Genomic DNA, 17,791 nt, shown 5'->3' on the forward strand with positions numbered 1-17,791 from the left:
CGTCGCCCAGGCTGCGCAGGCCCGCGGGCGACCCGGCCGCCCGTCGGGTGCGAGGCTGACCCCATGCAGCAGCCTGAACAGCCCCCGCGGACCGCACCGCACGTCCTGGTCGTGGACGACGATCCGACCGTCGCCGAAGTGGTCGCCGGCTACCTGGAACGAGCCGGTTTCGCCGTCGACCGGGCGGACGACGGGCCGTCCGCGCTGACGGCCGCCGCGGCGCGATGGCCGGACCTGGTGGTCCTCGACCTGATGCTGCCGGGCATGGACGGCCTCGAGGTCTGCCGTGAGCTGCGCCGGCGCGGGCCGGTTCCGGTGATCATGCTGACGGCGCGGAGCGAGGAGGAGGACCGGATCCTCGGCCTGGAGATCGGGGCGGACGACTACGTCACCAAGCCGTTCAGCCCGCGTGAACTGGTGCTGCGGGTGGAGGCGGTGCTCCGCCGTCACACCGAGGTCCGGCGGCCGGGGGCGCTGCTGCGCGCGGGTGACCTGGAGGTCGACCCCGCGGCCCGGCAGGCGCTCAGGGGCGGGCGACCGCTCGCGCTCACCCTGCGGGAGTTCGACCTACTCAGTTACTTCATGCAGCACCCGGGCGAGGTGTGCGACCGCGAGCGGCTGATGCGGGAGGTGTGGGGCTGGGACTTCGGCGATCTGTCGACGGTCACGGTCCACATCCGGCGGCTGCGCGGGAAGGTCGAGGACGACGCGGCCAACCCGCTCCTGATCCGGACGGTGTGGGGCGCCGGTTACCGCTTCGACGCGACCGCGCGCCCCGACCTGCGACCGGACCTGCCACCGGGCCCGGCAACCCCCACGGCCAAGGGCCCGGGCACGGACACCGGCTCCTCCCCCGGCTTCGATTCCGGCTCCCCCGCGACGACGGAAGGCTGAGCCGTGCGCGACATACTCCTCATCGCCGTCTACGCCTTCGTGGGCGCGGCGGCCGCCGGTCTGATCGGGGCCGGTCTGCTGCGCGTGGCCCGGCACAGGTCGGTGGCGGTGTCGCTCGCCGTCGTCGTGTCGGTCGCGGTGACGGCGATGCTCGCCGGGACGCTCGCGGTGGCCTGGGCGATGTTCCTGTCACCGCACGACCTCTGGGTGGTGACCACGGTCGTCGCGATGGCGGCGGTCGTCTCGCTCGGCACCTCGCTGCTGCTCGGCCGTCGTGTGGTGGTCAGTGCCAGGGAACTTGCCGTGGCCGCACGGGACTTCGGCGAGGGCGGGGTGTTCACCGCCCCCCGCGTGCTCGCCCCGGCCGAATTCGCCGCGCTGAGCCGGGAGTTGTCGGTCACCAGCGAGCGACTCACCGCGTCCCGGGAGCGCGAGCGGAATCTGGAGGCGTCCCGCAGGGAGCTGGTCGCCTGGATCTCGCACGACCTGCGGACGCCGCTGGCCGGTCTGCGGGCCATGTCCGAGGCTCTGGAGGACGGTGTGGTGGCCGATCCGGCGCGCTATCACCGGCAGATCCGTACCGAGGTGGACCGGCTCAACAGCATGGTGGGCGATCTGTTCGAGCTCTCCCGCATCCACGCGGGCGCGTTGACGCTGAACCCGGCCCGGATGTCGGTGCACGACCTCGTGGGCGACGCGCTGGCGGGCGCGGTACCGCTCGCGCGGGAGCAGGGCGTACGGCTGGTGGGCGACGGGGTCGCGGCGGTGCCGGTGGAGGTCGACGGCCGGGAGATGACCCGGGTCCTGTCGAACCTGCTGGTGAACGCCATCCGTCACACGCCGGAGGACGGCACGGTCGCCGTCGCGGCGGAGCGCCGTGACGCGTCCGTTGTCCTGTCGGTCACGGACGGCTGCGGCGGTATCCCCGAGGACGCGCTGCCGCGGGTCTTCGACACGGGGTGGCGGGGTACGGAGGCCCGTACCCCGCCCGGCGGCGCGGGGCTCGGTCTGGCGATCGTCCAGGGCATCGTGGAGGCCCACATGGGCCGTGCCGACGTGCGGAACGTGGACGGCGGCTGCCGCTTCGAGGTCACGCTCCCCGCAGCCCGCTCGTAGCGAACTCGGCCATGCCGTCGGCGAAGCCGACCTCTGCCTTCCAGCCCAGGTCGGCGCGGAGCCGGGCGGAGTCGGCGGTGATGTGGCGTACGTCGCCGAGCCGGTACTCCCCCGTCACCACCGGGGCCGGTCCGCCGTGGGCGGCGGCGAGCGCCGCGGCCATCTCGCCGACGGTACGGGGGTCGCCGCTGCCGGTGTTGTACGCGGTGAGGGTCGCGGGCGCCCGGTCGCCGAGGGCGTCCAGGGCGAGGACGCCTGCGGCGGCCACGTCCCGCACGTGGACGAAGTCCCGGCGCTGGCCGCCGTCCTCGAAGACGCGGGGCGCCTCGCCGCGGGCGAGCGCGGAGCGGAAGAGGGAGGCGACGCCGGCGTAGGGGGTGTCGCGGGGCATGCGGGGTCCGTAGACGTTGTGGTAGCGCAGGGAGACGGCGCGGCCGCCGGTGGTGCGGGCCCAGGCGGCGGCGAGGTGTTCCTGGGCGAGCTTGGTGGTGGCGTACACGTTGCGCGGATCGGCGGGGGCGTCCTCGGCGACGAGGCCGGGCGTGAGGTCGGCGCCGCAGCGGGGGCAACGGGGTTCGAACCGGCCCGCCGCGAGGTCGGGTTCGGCGCGCGGGCCGGGGCGGACCGGGCCGTGGGCGGGGCAGGCGTACGCGCCCTCGCCGTAGACGACCATGGAGCCGGCGAGCAGGAACCGGTCGGTACCGGCCTCGGCCATGGCGGCGAGGAGGACGGCGGTGCCGAGGTCGTTGCAGGAGACGTAGTCGGGGGCGTCGGCGAATTCCTTGCCGAGGCCGACCATGGCGGCCTGATGGCACACCGCGTCGACGCCCCGGAGGGCGTGGGCGACGGTCTCGGGGTCCCGCACGTCGCCGCGCAGCCAGGTGGCCTCCGCCGGAACCGACGGCTCGGGCCCCTGATGGGCGGTGGGCAGGAGGGCGTCGAGGACGACGGGGTGGTGGCCGCGGGCCACGAGGGCCTCGACGATGTGGGAGCCGATGAAACCGGCGCCGCCGGTGACGAGTACGCGCATGGGGGTCACCGTACGGACCGGAGCGGCCTCTTCCGGCAGGCGGAGCGCGGGCGTCCGCGATTCGTAAGGTTCGACGCTCTCGGCGAGGCGGCGGCTCTCACCGGGCGCGTCCGGGGAGGCGGCGGCTCTCACCTGGGCGCGTCCGGGGAGGCGGCGGCCGTCACCCGGGCGCGTCCGGGGAGGCGGTGGCCGTCACCGGGGCGGCAGGAGGCGGAACTCCTGGCCGTCGGGGTCGGCGAGGACGACCCGCCCGTGGCCGTCGTCCTCGGTGGTGACGCGGGTGGCGCCGAGGGCGAGGAGCCGGTCGACCTCCGCCTCGTGGTCGCCGCCGGCGGGGAGGGCGAGGTCGTAGCGGATACGGTCCCGGGGCGCCCGCTCCATCAGGGGCGGTCCGCCCCAGGTGACCTTCGGGCCGCCGTGCGGCGAGCGGATCGCGGTCTCCTGGTCCTGGTCCCAGACCAGCGGCCAGCCCAGCGCCCGGCTCCAGAAGTACCCGACCGCCTGGGAGCCGTCGCACGCGAGAGCTCCGATGAACCCGCAGTCGGCGAGGAACGCGTTGCCGGGTTCGATCACGCAGAACTCGTTGCCCTCGGGGTCGGCGAGGACGACGTGCCCGTCCTCGGGGGTCTGGCCGACGTCGATGTGCCGGCCCCCGAGTGCGAGCGCCTTGTCCACGACGGCGCTCTGGTCGTCGAGGGAGGTGCTCGTCAGGTCGAAGTGCATCGCGTTCTGGACCGACTTGTGCGCGTCGGTCGGGAGGAAGCGGAGCCGGAATCCGGTGTCGTCGGCGGGCGCGAGGACGATGCCGTCGTCGGGGTCGTCGGCCGTCTCCCAGCCGAGGAGGCCGGCCCAGAAGCGGGAGACGAGGAGCGGGTCGTTCGCGTCGACGCAGAGGGCGTGGAGGTGGGACGTCATGCCGGGGTGTCCGTTCCGCCGAAGCGCGCCGCTCCGGCATGCAAGTGGTCGTACAGGTCGCGAGAGGGTCGCTTCTCGGCCGAGGCTCTCCGGTCGCCGCCCGAACGGTCAACCGAATTACGCCCCGAGGGAGGCCTCACAGGCTCGCGAAGAGGTCGTCCAGCGGGGCCGGTACCCGCTCGGGAGCGAGGGCGTCGACGAGGAGGCGGCCGTAGCGGATCTTGCGGCCCTTCTTCGTCCCGAGGAAGCGGCGCAACTGCCGCTCCCGGGGGCGGCCGTGCTGGGCGGGCTGGTGCAGGAAGGTCTGCCAGGGGCGGAGGTCGCCCTCGGTCGCGACGACGTCCTCGACCGTGTCGGTGCCGAGCGCGCGGATCAGCTCGTCCTCCAGGTCCGCGGCGCAGACGAACAGGGGCGCCCCGGTCCCCTCCAGGGCGCGGTCGTAGAACGGCCGCTCCTGGACGTCGCAGAGTCCGGTCAGCCGGAGGCCGAGGCCGGTCGGCCCGAGGACGGCGGCGTACCGGCGGACGTTCATGGCCCCGCCCATGGAGACCGCGCACACGCCCTCGGCCGCCAGGTCCCGGCCGCGCCGCTCGGCGAGCGTCTCGACGGCGGCGAGATCGCTCAGGCCTTCGAGCAGCACCACCGTCCGGACGCCCGCCCGTTCCGCCCACTGCCGGGCCGGTCCGGCGGGTCCGCCGCCGGCGCACACCCCGACGGCCGCGCGGAACTCCCGTATCTCGATCATGGGGCGAGTCTGCCCGCCCGGCGGCGGGACGGCACGGGATTTTCGGGGGCGGCAGGTGCCGGCCCGGCCGCGGCGCCGCGCACGCGGCGCCTCACGCGGCGCCTCACGCGGCGCCTCACGCGGCGCGTCGGGCCGGGCGGCGCGCCGAGCGTCACGCGGGGTGGAGCCGGACCGGGAGGCGCTGGTGACCGTTGCTGATCAGGGAGGGCAGCGGCTGGAGGTCCTCGGGGGCGACCGCCAGGCTCAGACCAGGGAACCGGGTGAAGAGGTGTTCGAGGGCGGTGGCCACCTCGAGCCGGGCCAGCGGGGCGCCCAGGCAGTAGTGGATACCGTGGCCGAACGCCAGGTGGTCCTTGGTGGCGCGGGTGATCTCGAAGGCGTCGGCCGTCGGGCCGTGCCAGTCGGGGTGGCGGTTGGCCGCCGCGTAGGAGGCGAGGATCGCGTCGCCGCGGGCGATGGTCCGGCCGTCGGGCAGCGGGATGTCGGTGACCGCGTAGCGGAGCGGCAGGTGCTTGACGGCCGGTTCGTGGCGCAGGGTCTCCTCCACGACGTCGCCCCAGCCGGCCCGGCCGGCGCGGAGGTGGGCGAGCTGCCCCGGCCGGGTGAGGAGGGCGGTGATCGCCTGGTCGATGACGTTCACCGTCGTCTCGTACCCGGCGCTGATGACGAGCAGGAGCGTGTCGCGCAGTTCGGACTCGGCGAGGGTGGAGCCGTCCTCGTCGCGGGTGGCGATGAGGAGCGAGGTCATGTCCTCGCCCGGCTCGGCGCGTCGGGCGGCGACGAGTTCGTCGAGGAGGCCGTAGAGGCGCCCGGCGTTGGCCGTGGCCTCCTCGGCGGTGAGGGTGGTGTCGAAGACGCCGTCCACGAGCGCGCGGAAGCCCTCGCGGCGGCTCTCGGGGACGCCCATCAGGTGGCCGATGAGGGCGATCGGCAGCGGGTACGCGAGCCGCTCGCGCAGGTCGACGACCGCGCCGCGCGGTTCGGCTTCCAGGTCGTCGAGGAGCCCTGTGACCAGGGCCTCGACGACCGGACGGAGGGCGGCGACGCGGCGGGCGGTGAACGCGGGGGCGACCAGGCGGCGGAGCCGGGCGTGGTCGGAGCCGTAGGCGGTGAACATGTTGGAGACCGCGACCCACAGCGCGAGCGGCCAGTCCCGCACGGTCTCCTCGAACGCCGGCCAGTGCCTGCGGCCGTCCTTGGACACGTCGGGACCGGTCAGGAGCTTCCTGAGCAGGAGCGGGTCGGTGATCGACCACGCCCGCACACCGAGGACGTCCACGAGGGCGGCCGGGCCGTGGGCGCGCAGCTGCCGGTGTTCGGCGTGCCGGTCGGCACCGGTGGGGTCGAGCACGATCGGGGGGTTCGGCCTGATCAAGACGGTTCCTTTCGCGAGCGTACGGGGCGACAGCCCGTTCCAGCCTGGCGGGCCGCACGTTCTGACGGAAGATCAGAATGTGGACTCCGTGGCCTGTTCGCGTCGCCGCCCCGCCCTTCAGGTCATCTGTCCCGGACTCTTGACTCCGCTCGCGGCAGTCGGGATCCTCGACCACGCCTTTCGCATGGAACATGACAATCCTCCGCTCCGCCGCCCGCACACCCCCCTCGACCGAAGACGTGAGTGATGCCCATGAGACCCCCCACGCGCAGCCGTGCGTCCGGCAGGCGCGGGCCGCTCGCCGTGCTGGCGCTGCTGCTCGCCACCGTGACCATGCTGCTCGCCCCCGCGTCCGGCTCGGCCGCCGACGCCTCCTGGTGGAACCCCACGGCCCGCCCCGCGCCCGACTCGCAGATCAACGTCACGGGCGAGCCGTTCAAGGGCACGAACGAACGCGGCGAGGTGCGCGGCTTCGTCGACGCGCACAACCACCTGATGTCCAACGAGGCCTTCGGCGGGCGTCTCATCTGTGGCCAGACCTTCTCGGTGAACGGCGTGGCCGACGCGCTCAAGGACTGCCCGGAGCACTACCCGGACGGTTCGCTGGCGATCTTCGACTTCATCACCAAGGGCGGCGACGGCAAGCACGACCCGGACGGCTGGCCGACGTTCAAGGACTGGCCGGCCCACGACTCGCTCACCCACCAGCAGAACTACTACGCCTGGGTGGAGCGGGCCTGGCGGGGCGGCCAGCGCGTCCTCGTCAACGACCTCGTCACCAACGGGGTCATCTGTTCCGTCTACTTCTTCAAGGACCGCAGCTGCGACGAGATGACGTCGATCCGGCTGCAGGCCCGCAAGACGTACGAGATGCAGGAGTACATCGACACGATGTTCGGCGGCCCCGGCAAGGGCTGGTTCCGGATCGTCACCGACTCCGCCCAGGCCCGTCAGGTCATCGAGCAGGGCAAGCTGGCGGTCGTTCTCGGCGTCGAGACGTCCGAGCCGTTCGGCTGCAAGCAGATCCTGGACGTGGCGCAGTGCAGCAGGGCGGACATCGACCGCGGCCTCGACGAGCTGCACGCGCTCGGTGTGCGCAGCATGTTCCTGTGCCACAAGTTCGACAACGCGCTCTGCGGGGTCCGCTTCGACTCGGGAGCGCTCGGCACGGCGATCAACGTGGGACAGTTCCTGTCCACCGGGACCTTCTGGAAGACCGAGCAGTGCGCGGGCCCGCAGCAGGACAACCCCATCGGGCTCGCCGCGGCCCCGAACGCGCAGAAGGAGCTGCCGGCCGGCGTGAGCGTTCCCGCGTACAGCCAGGACGCCCGGTGCAACACCCGCGGTCTCACCGATCTCGGTGAGTACGCGGTGCGCGGGATGATGAAACGCAAGATGATGCTGGAACTGGACCACATGAGCGTGAAGGCCGCGGGTCGGGCCTTCGACATCATGGAGTCGGTGTCCTACCCCGGCGCGATCTCCTCCCACAGCTGGATGGACAGCTCCTGGACCGAACGGCTGTACAAGCTCGGCGGGTTCGCCGCCCAGTACATGAACGGGTCCGAGGCGTTCAGCGCGGAGGCCAAGGCCAAGGACGCCCTGCGCGACAAGTACGACGTGGGCTACGGCTACGGCACCGACATGAACGGCGTCGGCGGCTGGCCGGGCCCCCGGGGCGCGGACGCCCCCAACGCCGTGACGTACCCGTTCCGCTCCACCGACGGCGGTTCGGTCATCGACCGGCAGACCACCGGACAGCGGACCTGGGACCTGAACACGGACGGCGCCGCCCACCACGGCATGGTGCCGGACTGGATCGAGGACATCCGGAAGGTCGGCGGCCAGGGCGTGGTGGACGACCTGTTCAGGGGCGCCGAGTCCTACCTCGACACCTGGGGCGCCTCCGAGCGGCACCGCGCCGGTGTGAACCTGGCCGCGCGCGCACCCGCCTCGGCGTCCACCACGGAGTGGTGGAACCCGTTCACCACCTTCTCGGCCGACCGCGCCGTCGACGGGGACCCTGGGACGCGCTGGGCGAGCGAGTGGAAGGACGACCAGTGGCTCCGCATCGACCTCGGGGAGCCGCAGCTGGTCAAGCGGGTGACGCTCGACTGGGAGCGGGCGTACGGCAGGGCGTACCGCGTCGAACTCTCCGACGACGGCACGACATGGCGTACGGCGTGGTCGACCACGAGCGGTGACGGCGGTCTGGACACCGTGCAGTTCTCCGCCACGACCGCACGGCACGTCCGGATCTACGGAGTGCAGCGCGGCACCCAGTGGGGGTACTCGCTCAAGGAGGTCGGCGTCTACAGCGGCTGACGGAGATCCACGGACGGGGTGGGGCGGCCGGGTCCGGTCGCCCCACCCTCGTCGTACGCGTACGAGAAAGGAACCACCCCATGTCCCGAATGCCGCTCGCCGAACGGCGTCGGCAGTTGACCGAGGCGGCGATCCGGGCCATGACCCGGGACGGCGTGCCGAGGACGACGACCCGGTCGATCGCCGCGGAGGCGGGCGTGTCGCTGAGCGTCTTCCACTACTGCTTCGACTCCAAGCAGGCCCTGCTGGAGTCCGTGATCACGGCGATCACGGACCACTACGTGGGGACGGTGAAGAAGGCGCTCCGGCCGCGCGGCTCCTTCCGGGAGACCATCAGGGCGGGCTTCGGGGCGTACTGGGAGCATGTGCGCGCCCATCCGGGCGAGCACATGCTGACGTACGAACTCACCCAGTACGCGCTGCGCACGCCGGGGTTCGAACCGCTGGCGCGCCGTCAGCACGAGCGGTACGCGGAGATCTACCACGAGCTCATCGAGGAGCTCGACGCGAGCATGATGCTCGATCTCCGGGTCCCCGTGCCGGTGCTTGCCCGCTATCTCGCGGCGGTCACGGACGGTCTGACGCTGAACCTGCTCGTCGTGGGCCACGACGAGGAGTCCTCGGCCGCGCTCCTGGATCTGGTCACCGATCAGGTCGCGGTGCTCGTCGCCGACGGGGGCTGAGCGTCCAGGGCCGGGGCGAGGGCGGCGAAGGCACGTTCGATCAGCTCGACGGGGTCGTCGCCCGCGCCCCACCGTTCCAGCGTGATGTCGAAGGCGGTGAGCGCCATACCGGCCGCGAGCCGCGGGTAGAGGTCGTCGGCGGCGTCGAGTCCCGGACGGTGTGTCAGCTCCGCGGCGAGGTCCTCGCTCCACCGCAGCCGGCGCTCCAGGAAGCGCGCGTGCAGCGCGGGGGTGCCGAGGATGAGCCGCACCACGCGCAGGGCCCGCTCGGTGTGGTCCGGCTGGTCCGTGCAGGCGTGGATGGGGACCGTCATGGCGTGGCGCAGCGCCACGGAGGGCGGCTCGTCCGCGGGCCGGGCGGCCAGTTCCGCCCGGATGCCGGCGCCCATGTCGGCCAGGAACTGGACGACGACGTCCTCCTTGGACGCGAAGTAGCGGAAGAACGTCCGCTTGGACACCCCGGCGGCCGCGACGATCTCGTCGACGGTGACCGCGTCGAAGCCCTTCACGGCGAGGAGTTGGAGCGCGGCCTCGGTCAACTCGTCGGAGACGAGCTGTCGTTTGCGCTGGGCCAGGGTCATGTCGGGGCTCACGCGAGCAAGCATACACTTCATGCCCTCGATGACACTCAGGCTCATGATGACACTTGGGCGCAGCTTGACACTTGGTGCCACTAGAAGCAGTCTGTGCCATATGGCGGAGACTCAGCAGTGGACCGCGGAGCACATCCCCGACCAGACCGGGCGGGTGTACGTCGTCACGGGCGCCAACAGCGGCCTCGGCCTGGCCACGGCGCGGGCGGTCGCCCGCCGTGGCGGGCACGTGATCCTGGCGGTGCGTGACGAGACCAAGGGGCGCGGGGCGGCCGCGGAGATCGCCGATGGACATCCCGGAGCCCGGCTCGACGTGCGCCGGCTCGACCTGGCCGACCTCGACTCGGTGCGCGCGTTCGCCGAGGGAGTGCGCGCGGAGCACGCGCGGCTCGACGTGCTGGTCAACAACGCGGGGGTGATGGCGCCCCCACGCACACGGAGCGCACAGGGCCACGAACTGCAGTTCGCCGCCAACCATCTCGGGCACTTCGCCCTGACCGGCCTGCTGCTCGACCGGCTGGCGGCCGGGGACGATCCGCGTGTGGTCACGGTGAGTTCACTCAAGCACCGCAAGGGCCGGCTGCGGTTCGACGACCTCGACGGGGAGCGGGGGTACGCCCCCATGCCCTTCTACGACCAGTCGAAGCTGGCCAACGCCGTCTTCGGGCACGAGCTGCACCGGCGGCTGACGGCGGCCGGCAGCCCGGTCCGCAGCCTCCTCGCCCACCCCGGCTACGCCGCCACCAACCTTCCGGTCGAGGCACCGGTCCCCCTCGTACGCCTGATGTTCGGCCGTGTGCTCAAGCCGCTCGCCCAGTCTCCGGAGCGCGGCGCGCTCCCGCAGCTCTACGCGGCGACGGCCCCCGGCGTCGAGAGCGGGCAGTTCTTCGGGCCGGGCGGCCCGGGCCAACTGCGCGGCGCACCGACCCTCGTCCGCCTGGCCCCCGGGGCGACGGACGCCGGGACGGGACGCCGGTTGTGGGAGGTCTCGGAGCGGCTGACCGACGTCCGGTACTCCTTGGGGGTCGGCGCCGCCGAATGACCGGTTTCCGGTGCCCGTACGGGTGCGGGGGCCCGGCGCGGTCCCGGTTCGGCGGCGGGGCTCGGTATAAACGGGCGCATGCACCGTGCCGAACGCTATGAACTGACTTTTCCGGTGTCGGGTGACTCGATCGTGGTCACCCGGACGGACCGTAAGGGTGCCGGCGGGCATCCCGTGTACTCCGACGAGACGGGCATCGTGCAGGCCGAGATCGACGAGCACGGGAACGTACGGATGCTCGCGAGCGGCGGGCACCAGAGCCACGACGTGCCCGCACGCGCCGTCCCCGTGGACTGAGGCGTCCACGGGGACGGCGCGAGGGCTGTCAGGCGTACGGGTCGAACGGGATTCCGGCGGGCTTGGCCTTCTCGAGGTGCGGGCCGAAGCTGCCGTCCTTCAGACCGAAGTGGGCGCTTCCGAAGTCCGCCTGGACCAGCTTGTCGCGCACGCCCGCGGGGTAGCCGTTCCAGCCGACGAGCGCCGGGAACTGCCACTGGCCCTCGTGGTTCTCCGGCGGCTCGTCGTTGCCGTTGGCGGGGCGGAAGCAGTGCGTGCTCACGCCGTCCTTGTGGTAGACGACCTTGGGATGCGTCCCGTCCCAGCGGATCTGGTCGCGGCCGTAGGTGTTGAACTCACCGTGGGCGGACGTCGAGACGTACTTGGCCTGGTTGTCCTGGATCCAGACGACGACGTGCTCCCAGTCGTGGCGGTGGCCGCCGAGGCTGATGCCGGGTATCGCCTGGTCCTTCTCGAAGTAGAGGCCGTAGAGGACCGCGCACCAGCCGTTGTTGCACTTGGCGCGGGAGTACCCGTTGGTGTTGTCGAGGTCCCAGGCGTCCCGGCACGAGCCGTTGAGGGCGCCGGTGGGCTTGAGGCCGGGGTTGAGCGTGCCGTCGGGTCCGATGGCCGCCGTGGAGTAGCAGCCGTCCGTGTCGTAGTCGAAGGCGGGCTGGAACGTCTGCTCGAGCGCGTCGGCGTTGGCCGGCAGCGGCGGGGGCGGCGCCGCGAACGCGCTGCCCGAGACCGCGACGACCAGCGTGATGCTGCTGCCGAGGGTGACCGAGACCCTGCGGAACCACGAACTCGTCTTCAACTGCGTCCTCCTGAGGGACCGCCGTGCGGGGCGCGAGAAATGAGATGGGGGTGTGCGTGCTTGGCATGCCCAGATCAGTTCTCTCGAACCCCGCTGTCGCGAGGAGGTCCGGCCGATGACGGCGCGGTGAAGGGCGGCGGTCGCCGGTCCGTCAGACCTTCGCCCCCGAGGGCACGTGCGGCGACGCGTCCTGGCCGGGCCGCCCCTCGACCCCTTCGGCCCCGGCCGACGGGCCGGCCGGGATGAGGAAGGCGACGACCGCCGCCGCGAGCCCCACCCCGCTGCCGACGAGCAGGGCGACCCGGAAGGCGTCCTCGGAGGGCAGGAGGCGACCGGCGAAGTCCGTGGTCATCTGGGCCAGGACCACGCCCATCACGGCGGCGGAGACGGAGCTGCCGATCGAACGCATCAGGGTGTTGAAGCTGTTGGCCGACGCGGTCTCGGAGCGGGGCACGGCGCCCATGATGAGGGCGGGCATCGCGCCGTACGCGAGGCCCACGCCGGTGTTGCAGATGAGCGTCACGACGAGCAGCCCGACGGTCGAGCCCATGAGCGGCAGGGCGCACCCGTAGCCGACGGCGATGACCAGGCTGCCGACACCGAGCGTGATCCTGGGGCCGCGCGCGGCCGTGAGCTTGGCGCCGAGCGGGGCGAGGGCCATCATCATCAGCCCGGCCGGGGCCATCCAGAGCCCCATGGCGAGCATCGACTGACCCAGCCCGTAGCCGGTGGCCTCGGGCAGCTGGAGCAGCTGAGGCACCACCAGCGACTGGGCGTACATCGCGAATCCGACGAGGATCGAGGCGAGGTTGGTCATCAGCACGAGCGGGCGGGCGGTGACACGGAGGTCCACCAAGGGCTCGGCGGTCCGCAGTTCCCACCAGCCCCACACGAGGAGCGCGACGACCGAGGCGGCGAGCAGACCGAGCGTCGTCCCGCTCGTCCAGCCCCAGTCGGAGCCCTTGGAGACGCCCAGCAGCAGACAGACGAGCGCGCCGCCCAGACCGATCGCGCCGGGCACGTCGAAGCGGCCGGCGTCGGCCGCGGTACGGCCCGCGGGCACGAGCAGCCGCACGAGCACGCCGACCACCGCGGCCAGGCCGGCGACGACCCAGAACAGCACGCGCCAGCTGGCGTTCTCGGCGACGGCGGCGGAGAACGGCAGGCCGAGCGCACCGCCCACGCCCATGGAGGCGCTGATCAGGGCGATGGACGCGCCGAGCCGCTCCAGCGGCAGGACGTCGCGCAGCAGACTGATGCCGAGCGGCACCACGCCCATGCCCAGGCCCTGAAGACCGCGGCCGACGATCATCGGGACGACGGACGAGGAGAGCGCGCAGACGACCGAGCCCACCACGAGGGGCGCGATCGAGACGAGCAGCATGCGCCGCTTGCCGTACATGTCGCCCAGGCGCCCGGCGACGGGGGTGGCCACCGCCGCCGACAGCAGGGTCGCGGTGACCACCCAGGACGCGTTCGACGCGGTGGTGCCGAAGAGCCTCGGCAGGTCACCGAGGAGCGGCACCACCAGGGTCTGGGTGAGCGCGGCCACGATGCCCGCGAAGGCGAGGACGCCGACGACGCCGCGTGGGCGGGGGTCGGTCCTGGAGCTGGTCACGGGGTTCTCCCTAGGGCGACGCGTGGACGACACGGCAGGACGGCACGACATGCGACATGCATGATGCACATCCCGTGCAGAATACACATCTCATGTACCATGCATAGATGCGGGCGGGCGGCAGGGACAGGGAGGATGGGGCCATGGACAAGCCCACGCACCTGATCGAGTTCGAGACCATGCTCGTCGGGCGGCACTCGCACCTGTTCGACCCCCGTGCGCGCGGCGCGAGCGGACGGCTCGACCGGAGCGCCTACGTACTGCTCAGCCGCATCGAGATCGACGGGCCGCTCTCCATCGGGCAGCTGAGCGAGGCCTTCGGCCTGGACGCCTCGACGCTCAACCGGCAGACCGCGGCGATGCTGAAGGCCGGGGTCGTCGAACGGATCCCGGACCCCGACGGCGGGATCGCCCGGAAGTTCAGCATCACGGCGGAGGGCAGGCGGAGGCTGGACGCGGACCGCGCCGCCAACGTCCACGGCCTGGAACGGGTCCTGGAGAAGTGGACGCCCGAGGAGGTGGCCGACTTCGCCTCGTACCTGCGCCGCTTCAACGGCGACATCGAGCGCCTGGAGGGCCGCCCGTGGCCCCGCCCCCGGCCGTGACCGGCCGGTCAGTAGACTCCGCCGCATGACGAGCGCCACCCCCGACCACGCCGACATCACCGACATCGCCCGGGATCTCGCGCCGACGGGCGTCCTGCGGGCGTCGATCAACCTGGGCAACCCGGTCCTCGCGCGGGGCACGGCCGACTCGCCCGGCGGGGTCACCGTGGACCTCGCCCGGGAGATCGGCGCGCGCCTCGGCCTGCCGGTCGAGTACGTCTGCTTCGACGCGGCCCGCAAGTCCTACGAGGCGATGGCCACCGGCCGCGCGGACCTCTGCTTCCTCGCCGTCGAGCCGGCGCGCGAGGCCGAGGTCGCCTTCACCGCGCCGTACGTCGTGATCGAAGGGGTCTACGCGGTCCCGGCCGCCTCGGACCTCACCGCGCCCGGCGACGTCGACCGGGACGGCGTGCGGATCGGTGTGAAGGCCGGCTCCGCGTACGACCTCTACCTCACGCGCACGCTGCGGCACGCGACCCTCGTGCGCGGCGAGGAGGGTGTGGACGTCTTCCGCGCCGAGGGCCTGGAGGTCGCGGCGGGGATCCGGCAGCCGATGACCGCGTTCGTCACGGCGCACCCGGAACTCCGGCTGATCGAGGAGCGGTTCATGGAGATCCGGCAGGCCGTCGGCACGACGAAGGCGCGGCGCCCGTCGACCGTGCGGTTCCTCACGGAACTGGTCGAGGAGTTGAAGGCCGACGGATCCGTGGCCGCGTCGCTGCGGCGCTCGCACCAGTCCGCCGGCCTGGTGGCACCGCCCCGCGCCGGCGACGCGACCCGATCGTAGTGATCTCTGGCCCTCGGCGCGCTTTCGGACTCCCGGCCCCGGCCGGGAGAGTGGGGGTGACCCCACCGGCTCACCGCGAGGACGGACGAACGATGGCCCTGGAGATGCGTGAGACCTGCGAGCGCTGCGAGACAGCGACGCTGCCGCAGGACGCGCCCGCACTCATCTGCTCGTACGAGTGCACCTTCTGCGTGCCCTGCGGCGACGTCATGGAGAGCGTCTGCCCCAACTGCGGCGGCGAGCTGCTCCCCCGGCCGCGCCGGGCTCTCACGGTCTGACGGACGACGCCGTCGCGCCCCGGTCCGACGCACGGCGGCCGGGAACGAGCGGTCGGGTCAGTTCGGCACCGGGTCGGTGTAGCCCCGCCGGCGGGCCGCCGCCGGGCGGCAGCGCAGCAGCCGGGCCACCGTCAGGAGGCCGCCGCGCAGGGCGCCGTGCCGGCTCAGGGCCTTCACGGCGTAGGTGGAACAACTGGGCGTGTACGGGCAGCACGGCGGCCGGGTCGGGCTGATCTCCTCCCGGTAGAGCGTCACGGCCCCGAGGAGCGCACCGGCCGCTCGCCCCGCCGGACGGCCGGCAGCCGGGCGCGCGGCGCGGGGCGAGGCGTGCGGCTTCCCCAGGAGCAGGGTGGTGAGCGCCACCAGCGCGAACTGCGGGCAGTACATGCCACAGGCCGAGCACTGGTCCGCCGCTCCCGCGCAGCAGCCTTCCTCGCCGTCCTCGCGACGCTTCCGCCGCCGTGCCGCACGCGCGGACTCCCTCGATGACGTCACGTCGCCCCCCTCCACGATCCGTTCGATCATACGTGTGGGACGGGCCCGCCCTCGTGGGGCGGGCCCGTCCCCAGCCGTCACCGGGTCGCCGTACCGGCCGCCACACCGGCCGGCACCGGGGCGTAGCCGACGGGCCGGGCGGTGAACGTGCCGCGGCCCTGGGTCCGGCCGCGCAGCCGGGACGCGTAGCCGAACAGCTCCGCCAGCGGAACGGTCGCGGTGAGCACGGCCGTTCCGGCGCGCGCGGTCGAGCCGGAGACCCGGCCGCGCCGGGCCGCCAGGTCACCGAGCACACCGCCCACGGCGCTGTCCGGCACCGTGACGGTGACCTCGACGACCGGCTCCAGGAGCGTCATCGCGCAGTCCCGCAGCGCCTCGCGGAGCGCGAAGCGGCCCGCCGTGCGGAACGCCATCTCCGAGGAGTCCTTGGAGTGGGTCGCCCCGTCGGTGAGCGTCACCCGCAGGCCGGTGACCGGGTGGCCGCCGAGCGGGCCCTCCGCGAGCGCGTCCCGGCAGCCGGCCTCGACCGCGCGGACGTACTCCTGGGGCACGCGGCCGCCCGTGACGGTGGAGGCGAAGACGAACTCCCGCTCCTCCGTCGCGCCGACCGGCTCGACGTCCAGGACGACATGGGCGAACTGGCCCGCGCCACCGTCCTGTTTGACGTGCCGGTACACCAGGCCCGACACCCCGCGCACGACCGTCTCCCGGTAGGCCACCTGCGGTCGGCCGACGGCGATCTCCAGGCCCTGGGCCCGGCGGATCTTCTCCACGGCCACCTCCAGGTGCAGTTCACCCAGGCCCGAGAGGACGGTCTGACCGGTCTCCGCGTCGGTCCTGACCGTCAACGAGGGGTCCTCCTCGACGAGTCGGGCCAGCGCGGTCGCCAGCCGGTCGGTGTCCAGGCTCCGCCGCGCCTCGACCGCCACGGAGACGACCGGGTCGGCCGGCGTGGGCGGTTCGAGGAGCAGCGGGGCGGAGGGCGCGCAGAGCGTCGCACCGGCGCGGGCCTCCTTCACGCCGACGACCGCGACGATGTCGCCGGCCCGGGCGGAGTCCACCTCGGTGTTCCGGTCGGCCTGCACGCGCAGGATCCTGCCGACGCGCTCGGTGCGCCGGGCGGCGACGTCGAGCACCGTTTCCCCCTTTCCGACGGTCCCCGCGTACACGCGGAGGTAGGTGAGCCGCCCGGTGGCGGTGGAGTTGACCTTGAAGACGAGCGCGGCGAACGGTTCCGCGGGGTCGGCGTTCCGCTCCTGTTCCGCACCGTCCAGGGTGCCGCTCACGGGCGGCACGTCCAGCGGCGAGGGCAGGTAGGCGACGACGGCGTCGAGCAGCGGTTCCGTACCCCGGTTGCGGTAGGCGGAGCCGCAGAGCACGACGACGCCCTCGCCGGTCCTGGTCAGGTCGCGCAGCGCCGCGGTGAGGGTGTCCGCGGTGAGCGCGGACGTGGCGCAGAACTCCTCCAGGGCATCCGGGTGGAGCTCGGCGACCGCTTCCTCGAGGGCGCGGCGCCTGAGCCGTGCCTCCGCCACGAGCTCCTCGGGGACGGGCCCCTCGGTGTACGTGTCGGAGCCCGTCGCCCAGACCAGGGCGCGCATGCGCACCAGGTCCACGACGCCGGTGAACGCGTCCTCGCGGCCGATGGGCAGCTGGACGACGAGCGGCACCGTGTGCAGCCGGTCCCGGATGGACGCGACGGCCGTGTCCAGGTCGGCGCCCGCGCGGTCCAGCTTGTTGACGAAGGCGATCCTGGGGACGCCGTGCCGGTCGGCCTGGCGCCACACGGTTTCGCTCTGCGGTTCGACCCCGGCGACGGCGTCGAACACGGCGATCGCGCCGTCGAGGACGCGCAGCGAGCGCTCCACCTCGTCGGAGAAGTCGACGTGTCCCGGCGTGTCGATGAGGTTGATCCGGTGCCCGTCCCAGTCGCAGCTGACGGCCGCGGCGAAGATGGTGATGCCGCGGTCGCGTTCCTGCGAGTCGAAGTCGGTGACGGTGGTGCCCTCGTGGACCTCGCCGCGTTTGTGGACGGCGCCCGTGAGATAGAGCATCCGTTCGGTCACGGTGGTCTTGCCGGCGTCGACGTGGGCGAGGATGCCCAGGTTGCGGACGCGGTCGAGGGGGTTGGCGGTGAGCTGACGGGAGAGCGGGGTACGCACGGCCCGGCCTTTCGGTGGAGGCGAGAAAGGGTCGG

General features: G+C 73.0%; 18 protein-coding genes. 9 read left to right on the plus strand and 9 right to left on the minus strand.

Going from position 1 to position 17,791, the window contains the following annotated elements; translation table 11 throughout:
* Positions 1 to 63: 63 nt before the first annotated feature.
* Positions 64 to 894 (plus strand): response regulator transcription factor, encoded by an 831-nt coding sequence (locus tag ACF09C_RS00675; protein WP_392087081.1) that lies wholly within the window; start codon positions 64 to 66, stop codon positions 892 to 894.
* 3 nt (positions 895 to 897) lie between these two features.
* A complete protein-coding gene (locus ACF09C_RS00680) occupies positions 898 to 2,010 on the plus strand; it encodes a sensor histidine kinase (protein ID WP_392087083.1) in 1,113 nt (370 codons plus the stop codon).
* Here the strand turns inward: ACF09C_RS00680 and ACF09C_RS00685 are convergent.
* From ACF09C_RS00685 to ACF09C_RS00700, 4 genes are all read right to left on the minus strand, one after another.
* Positions 1,985 to 3,040 (minus strand): NAD-dependent epimerase/dehydratase family protein, encoded by a 1,056-nt coding sequence (locus ACF09C_RS00685; RefSeq protein ID WP_392087085.1) that lies wholly within the window; start codon positions 3,038 to 3,040, stop codon positions 1,985 to 1,987. The two genes, ACF09C_RS00680 and ACF09C_RS00685, sit on opposite strands and share 26 nt — an antisense overlap.
* 192 nt (positions 3,041 to 3,232) lie before the next feature.
* The gene (locus ACF09C_RS00690; RefSeq protein WP_392087087.1) at positions 3,233 to 3,955 is read right to left on the minus strand and encodes a VOC family protein; all 723 of its coding nucleotides are present in this window, start codon (positions 3,953 to 3,955) and stop codon (positions 3,233 to 3,235) included.
* Positions 3,956 to 4,091: 136 nt separating this feature from the next.
* Complete coding sequence (locus tag ACF09C_RS00695) at positions 4,092 to 4,700, minus strand: TOPRIM nucleotidyl transferase/hydrolase domain-containing protein (protein ID WP_392087089.1); 609 nt, start codon at positions 4,698 to 4,700, stop codon at positions 4,092 to 4,094.
* A 151-nt stretch (positions 4,701 to 4,851) separates the two neighbouring features.
* Complete coding sequence (locus tag ACF09C_RS00700) at positions 4,852 to 6,075, minus strand: cytochrome P450 (RefSeq protein ID WP_392087091.1); 1,224 nt, start codon at positions 6,073 to 6,075, stop codon at positions 4,852 to 4,854.
* A gap of 246 nt (positions 6,076 to 6,321) precedes the next feature.
* Here ACF09C_RS00700 and ACF09C_RS00705 point away from each other — a divergent pair, with 246 nt between their 5' ends.
* On the plus strand, positions 6,322 to 8,400 hold the full coding sequence (locus ACF09C_RS00705) for a discoidin domain-containing protein (protein WP_392087093.1): 2,079 nt from the start codon (positions 6,322 to 6,324) through the stop codon (positions 8,398 to 8,400).
* 80 nt (positions 8,401 to 8,480) lie between these two features.
* Entirely contained in the window at positions 8,481 to 9,083 is a 603-nt protein-coding gene (locus ACF09C_RS00710) for a TetR/AcrR family transcriptional regulator (protein WP_392087095.1), read from the plus strand.
* Here ACF09C_RS00710 and ACF09C_RS00715 read toward each other — a convergent pair.
* On the minus strand, positions 9,050 to 9,664 hold the full coding sequence (locus ACF09C_RS00715) for a TetR family transcriptional regulator (protein WP_392088624.1): 615 nt from the start codon (positions 9,662 to 9,664) through the stop codon (positions 9,050 to 9,052). The two genes, ACF09C_RS00710 and ACF09C_RS00715, sit on opposite strands and share 34 nt — an antisense overlap.
* A 112-nt stretch (positions 9,665 to 9,776) precedes the next feature.
* On the opposite strand from ACF09C_RS00715, the gene ACF09C_RS00720 reads away from it, so the two are divergent.
* Both ACF09C_RS00720 and ACF09C_RS00725 read left to right on the plus strand, forming a co-directional pair.
* Positions 9,777 to 10,718 (plus strand): oxidoreductase, encoded by a 942-nt coding sequence (locus ACF09C_RS00720; protein ID WP_392087096.1) that lies wholly within the window; start codon positions 9,777 to 9,779, stop codon positions 10,716 to 10,718.
* A gap of 78 nt (positions 10,719 to 10,796) precedes the next feature.
* Positions 10,797 to 11,015: a DUF6296 family protein gene (locus ACF09C_RS00725; protein WP_392087098.1), complete on the plus strand. Its 219-nt coding sequence runs from the start codon at positions 10,797 to 10,799 to the stop codon at positions 11,013 to 11,015.
* A gap of 28 nt (positions 11,016 to 11,043) precedes the next feature.
* Here ACF09C_RS00725 and ACF09C_RS00730 read toward each other — a convergent pair whose 3' ends face one another.
* Positions 11,044 to 11,811 (minus strand): NPP1 family protein, encoded by a 768-nt coding sequence (locus ACF09C_RS00730; protein ID WP_392087100.1) that lies wholly within the window; start codon positions 11,809 to 11,811, stop codon positions 11,044 to 11,046.
* Positions 11,812 to 11,962: 151 nt separating this feature from the next.
* The gene (locus ACF09C_RS00735) at positions 11,963 to 13,429 is read right to left on the minus strand and encodes an MFS transporter (protein ID WP_392087101.1); all 1,467 of its coding nucleotides are present in this window, start codon (positions 13,427 to 13,429) and stop codon (positions 11,963 to 11,965) included.
* A 143-nt stretch (positions 13,430 to 13,572) separates the two neighbouring features.
* Between ACF09C_RS00735 and ACF09C_RS00740 the strand changes: the two genes are divergently transcribed.
* From ACF09C_RS00740 to ACF09C_RS00750, 3 genes are all read left to right on the plus strand, one after another.
* Positions 13,573 to 14,034: a MarR family winged helix-turn-helix transcriptional regulator gene (locus ACF09C_RS00740; protein WP_392087103.1), complete on the plus strand. Its 462-nt coding sequence runs from the start codon at positions 13,573 to 13,575 to the stop codon at positions 14,032 to 14,034.
* A 25-nt stretch (positions 14,035 to 14,059) separates the two neighbouring features.
* Positions 14,060 to 14,821, plus strand: a complete 762-nt coding sequence (locus ACF09C_RS00745) for a transporter substrate-binding domain-containing protein (protein ID WP_392087105.1) — start codon at positions 14,060 to 14,062, stop codon at positions 14,819 to 14,821.
* A gap of 92 nt (positions 14,822 to 14,913) precedes the next feature.
* A complete protein-coding gene (locus ACF09C_RS00750) occupies positions 14,914 to 15,099 on the plus strand; it encodes a DUF1272 domain-containing protein (RefSeq protein ID WP_392088626.1) in 186 nt (61 codons plus the stop codon).
* 57 nt (positions 15,100 to 15,156) lie between these two features.
* Here ACF09C_RS00750 and yidD read toward each other — a convergent pair whose 3' ends face one another.
* Both yidD and fusA read right to left on the minus strand, forming a co-directional pair.
* The gene (gene yidD / locus ACF09C_RS00755) at positions 15,157 to 15,594 is read right to left on the minus strand and encodes a membrane protein insertion efficiency factor YidD (RefSeq protein ID WP_392087107.1); all 438 of its coding nucleotides are present in this window, start codon (positions 15,592 to 15,594) and stop codon (positions 15,157 to 15,159) included.
* Positions 15,595 to 15,671: 77 nt separating this feature from the next.
* Positions 15,672 to 17,756: an elongation factor G gene (fusA, locus tag ACF09C_RS00760; RefSeq protein ID WP_392087109.1), complete on the minus strand. Its 2,085-nt coding sequence runs from the start codon at positions 17,754 to 17,756 to the stop codon at positions 15,672 to 15,674.
* Positions 17,757 to 17,791: the final 35 nt, after the last annotated feature.

Origin of the sequence: Streptomyces sp. NPDC014870 (assembly GCF_043081505.1) — a bacterium.
GTDB lineage: Bacteria > Actinomycetota > Actinomycetes > Streptomycetales > Streptomycetaceae > Streptomyces.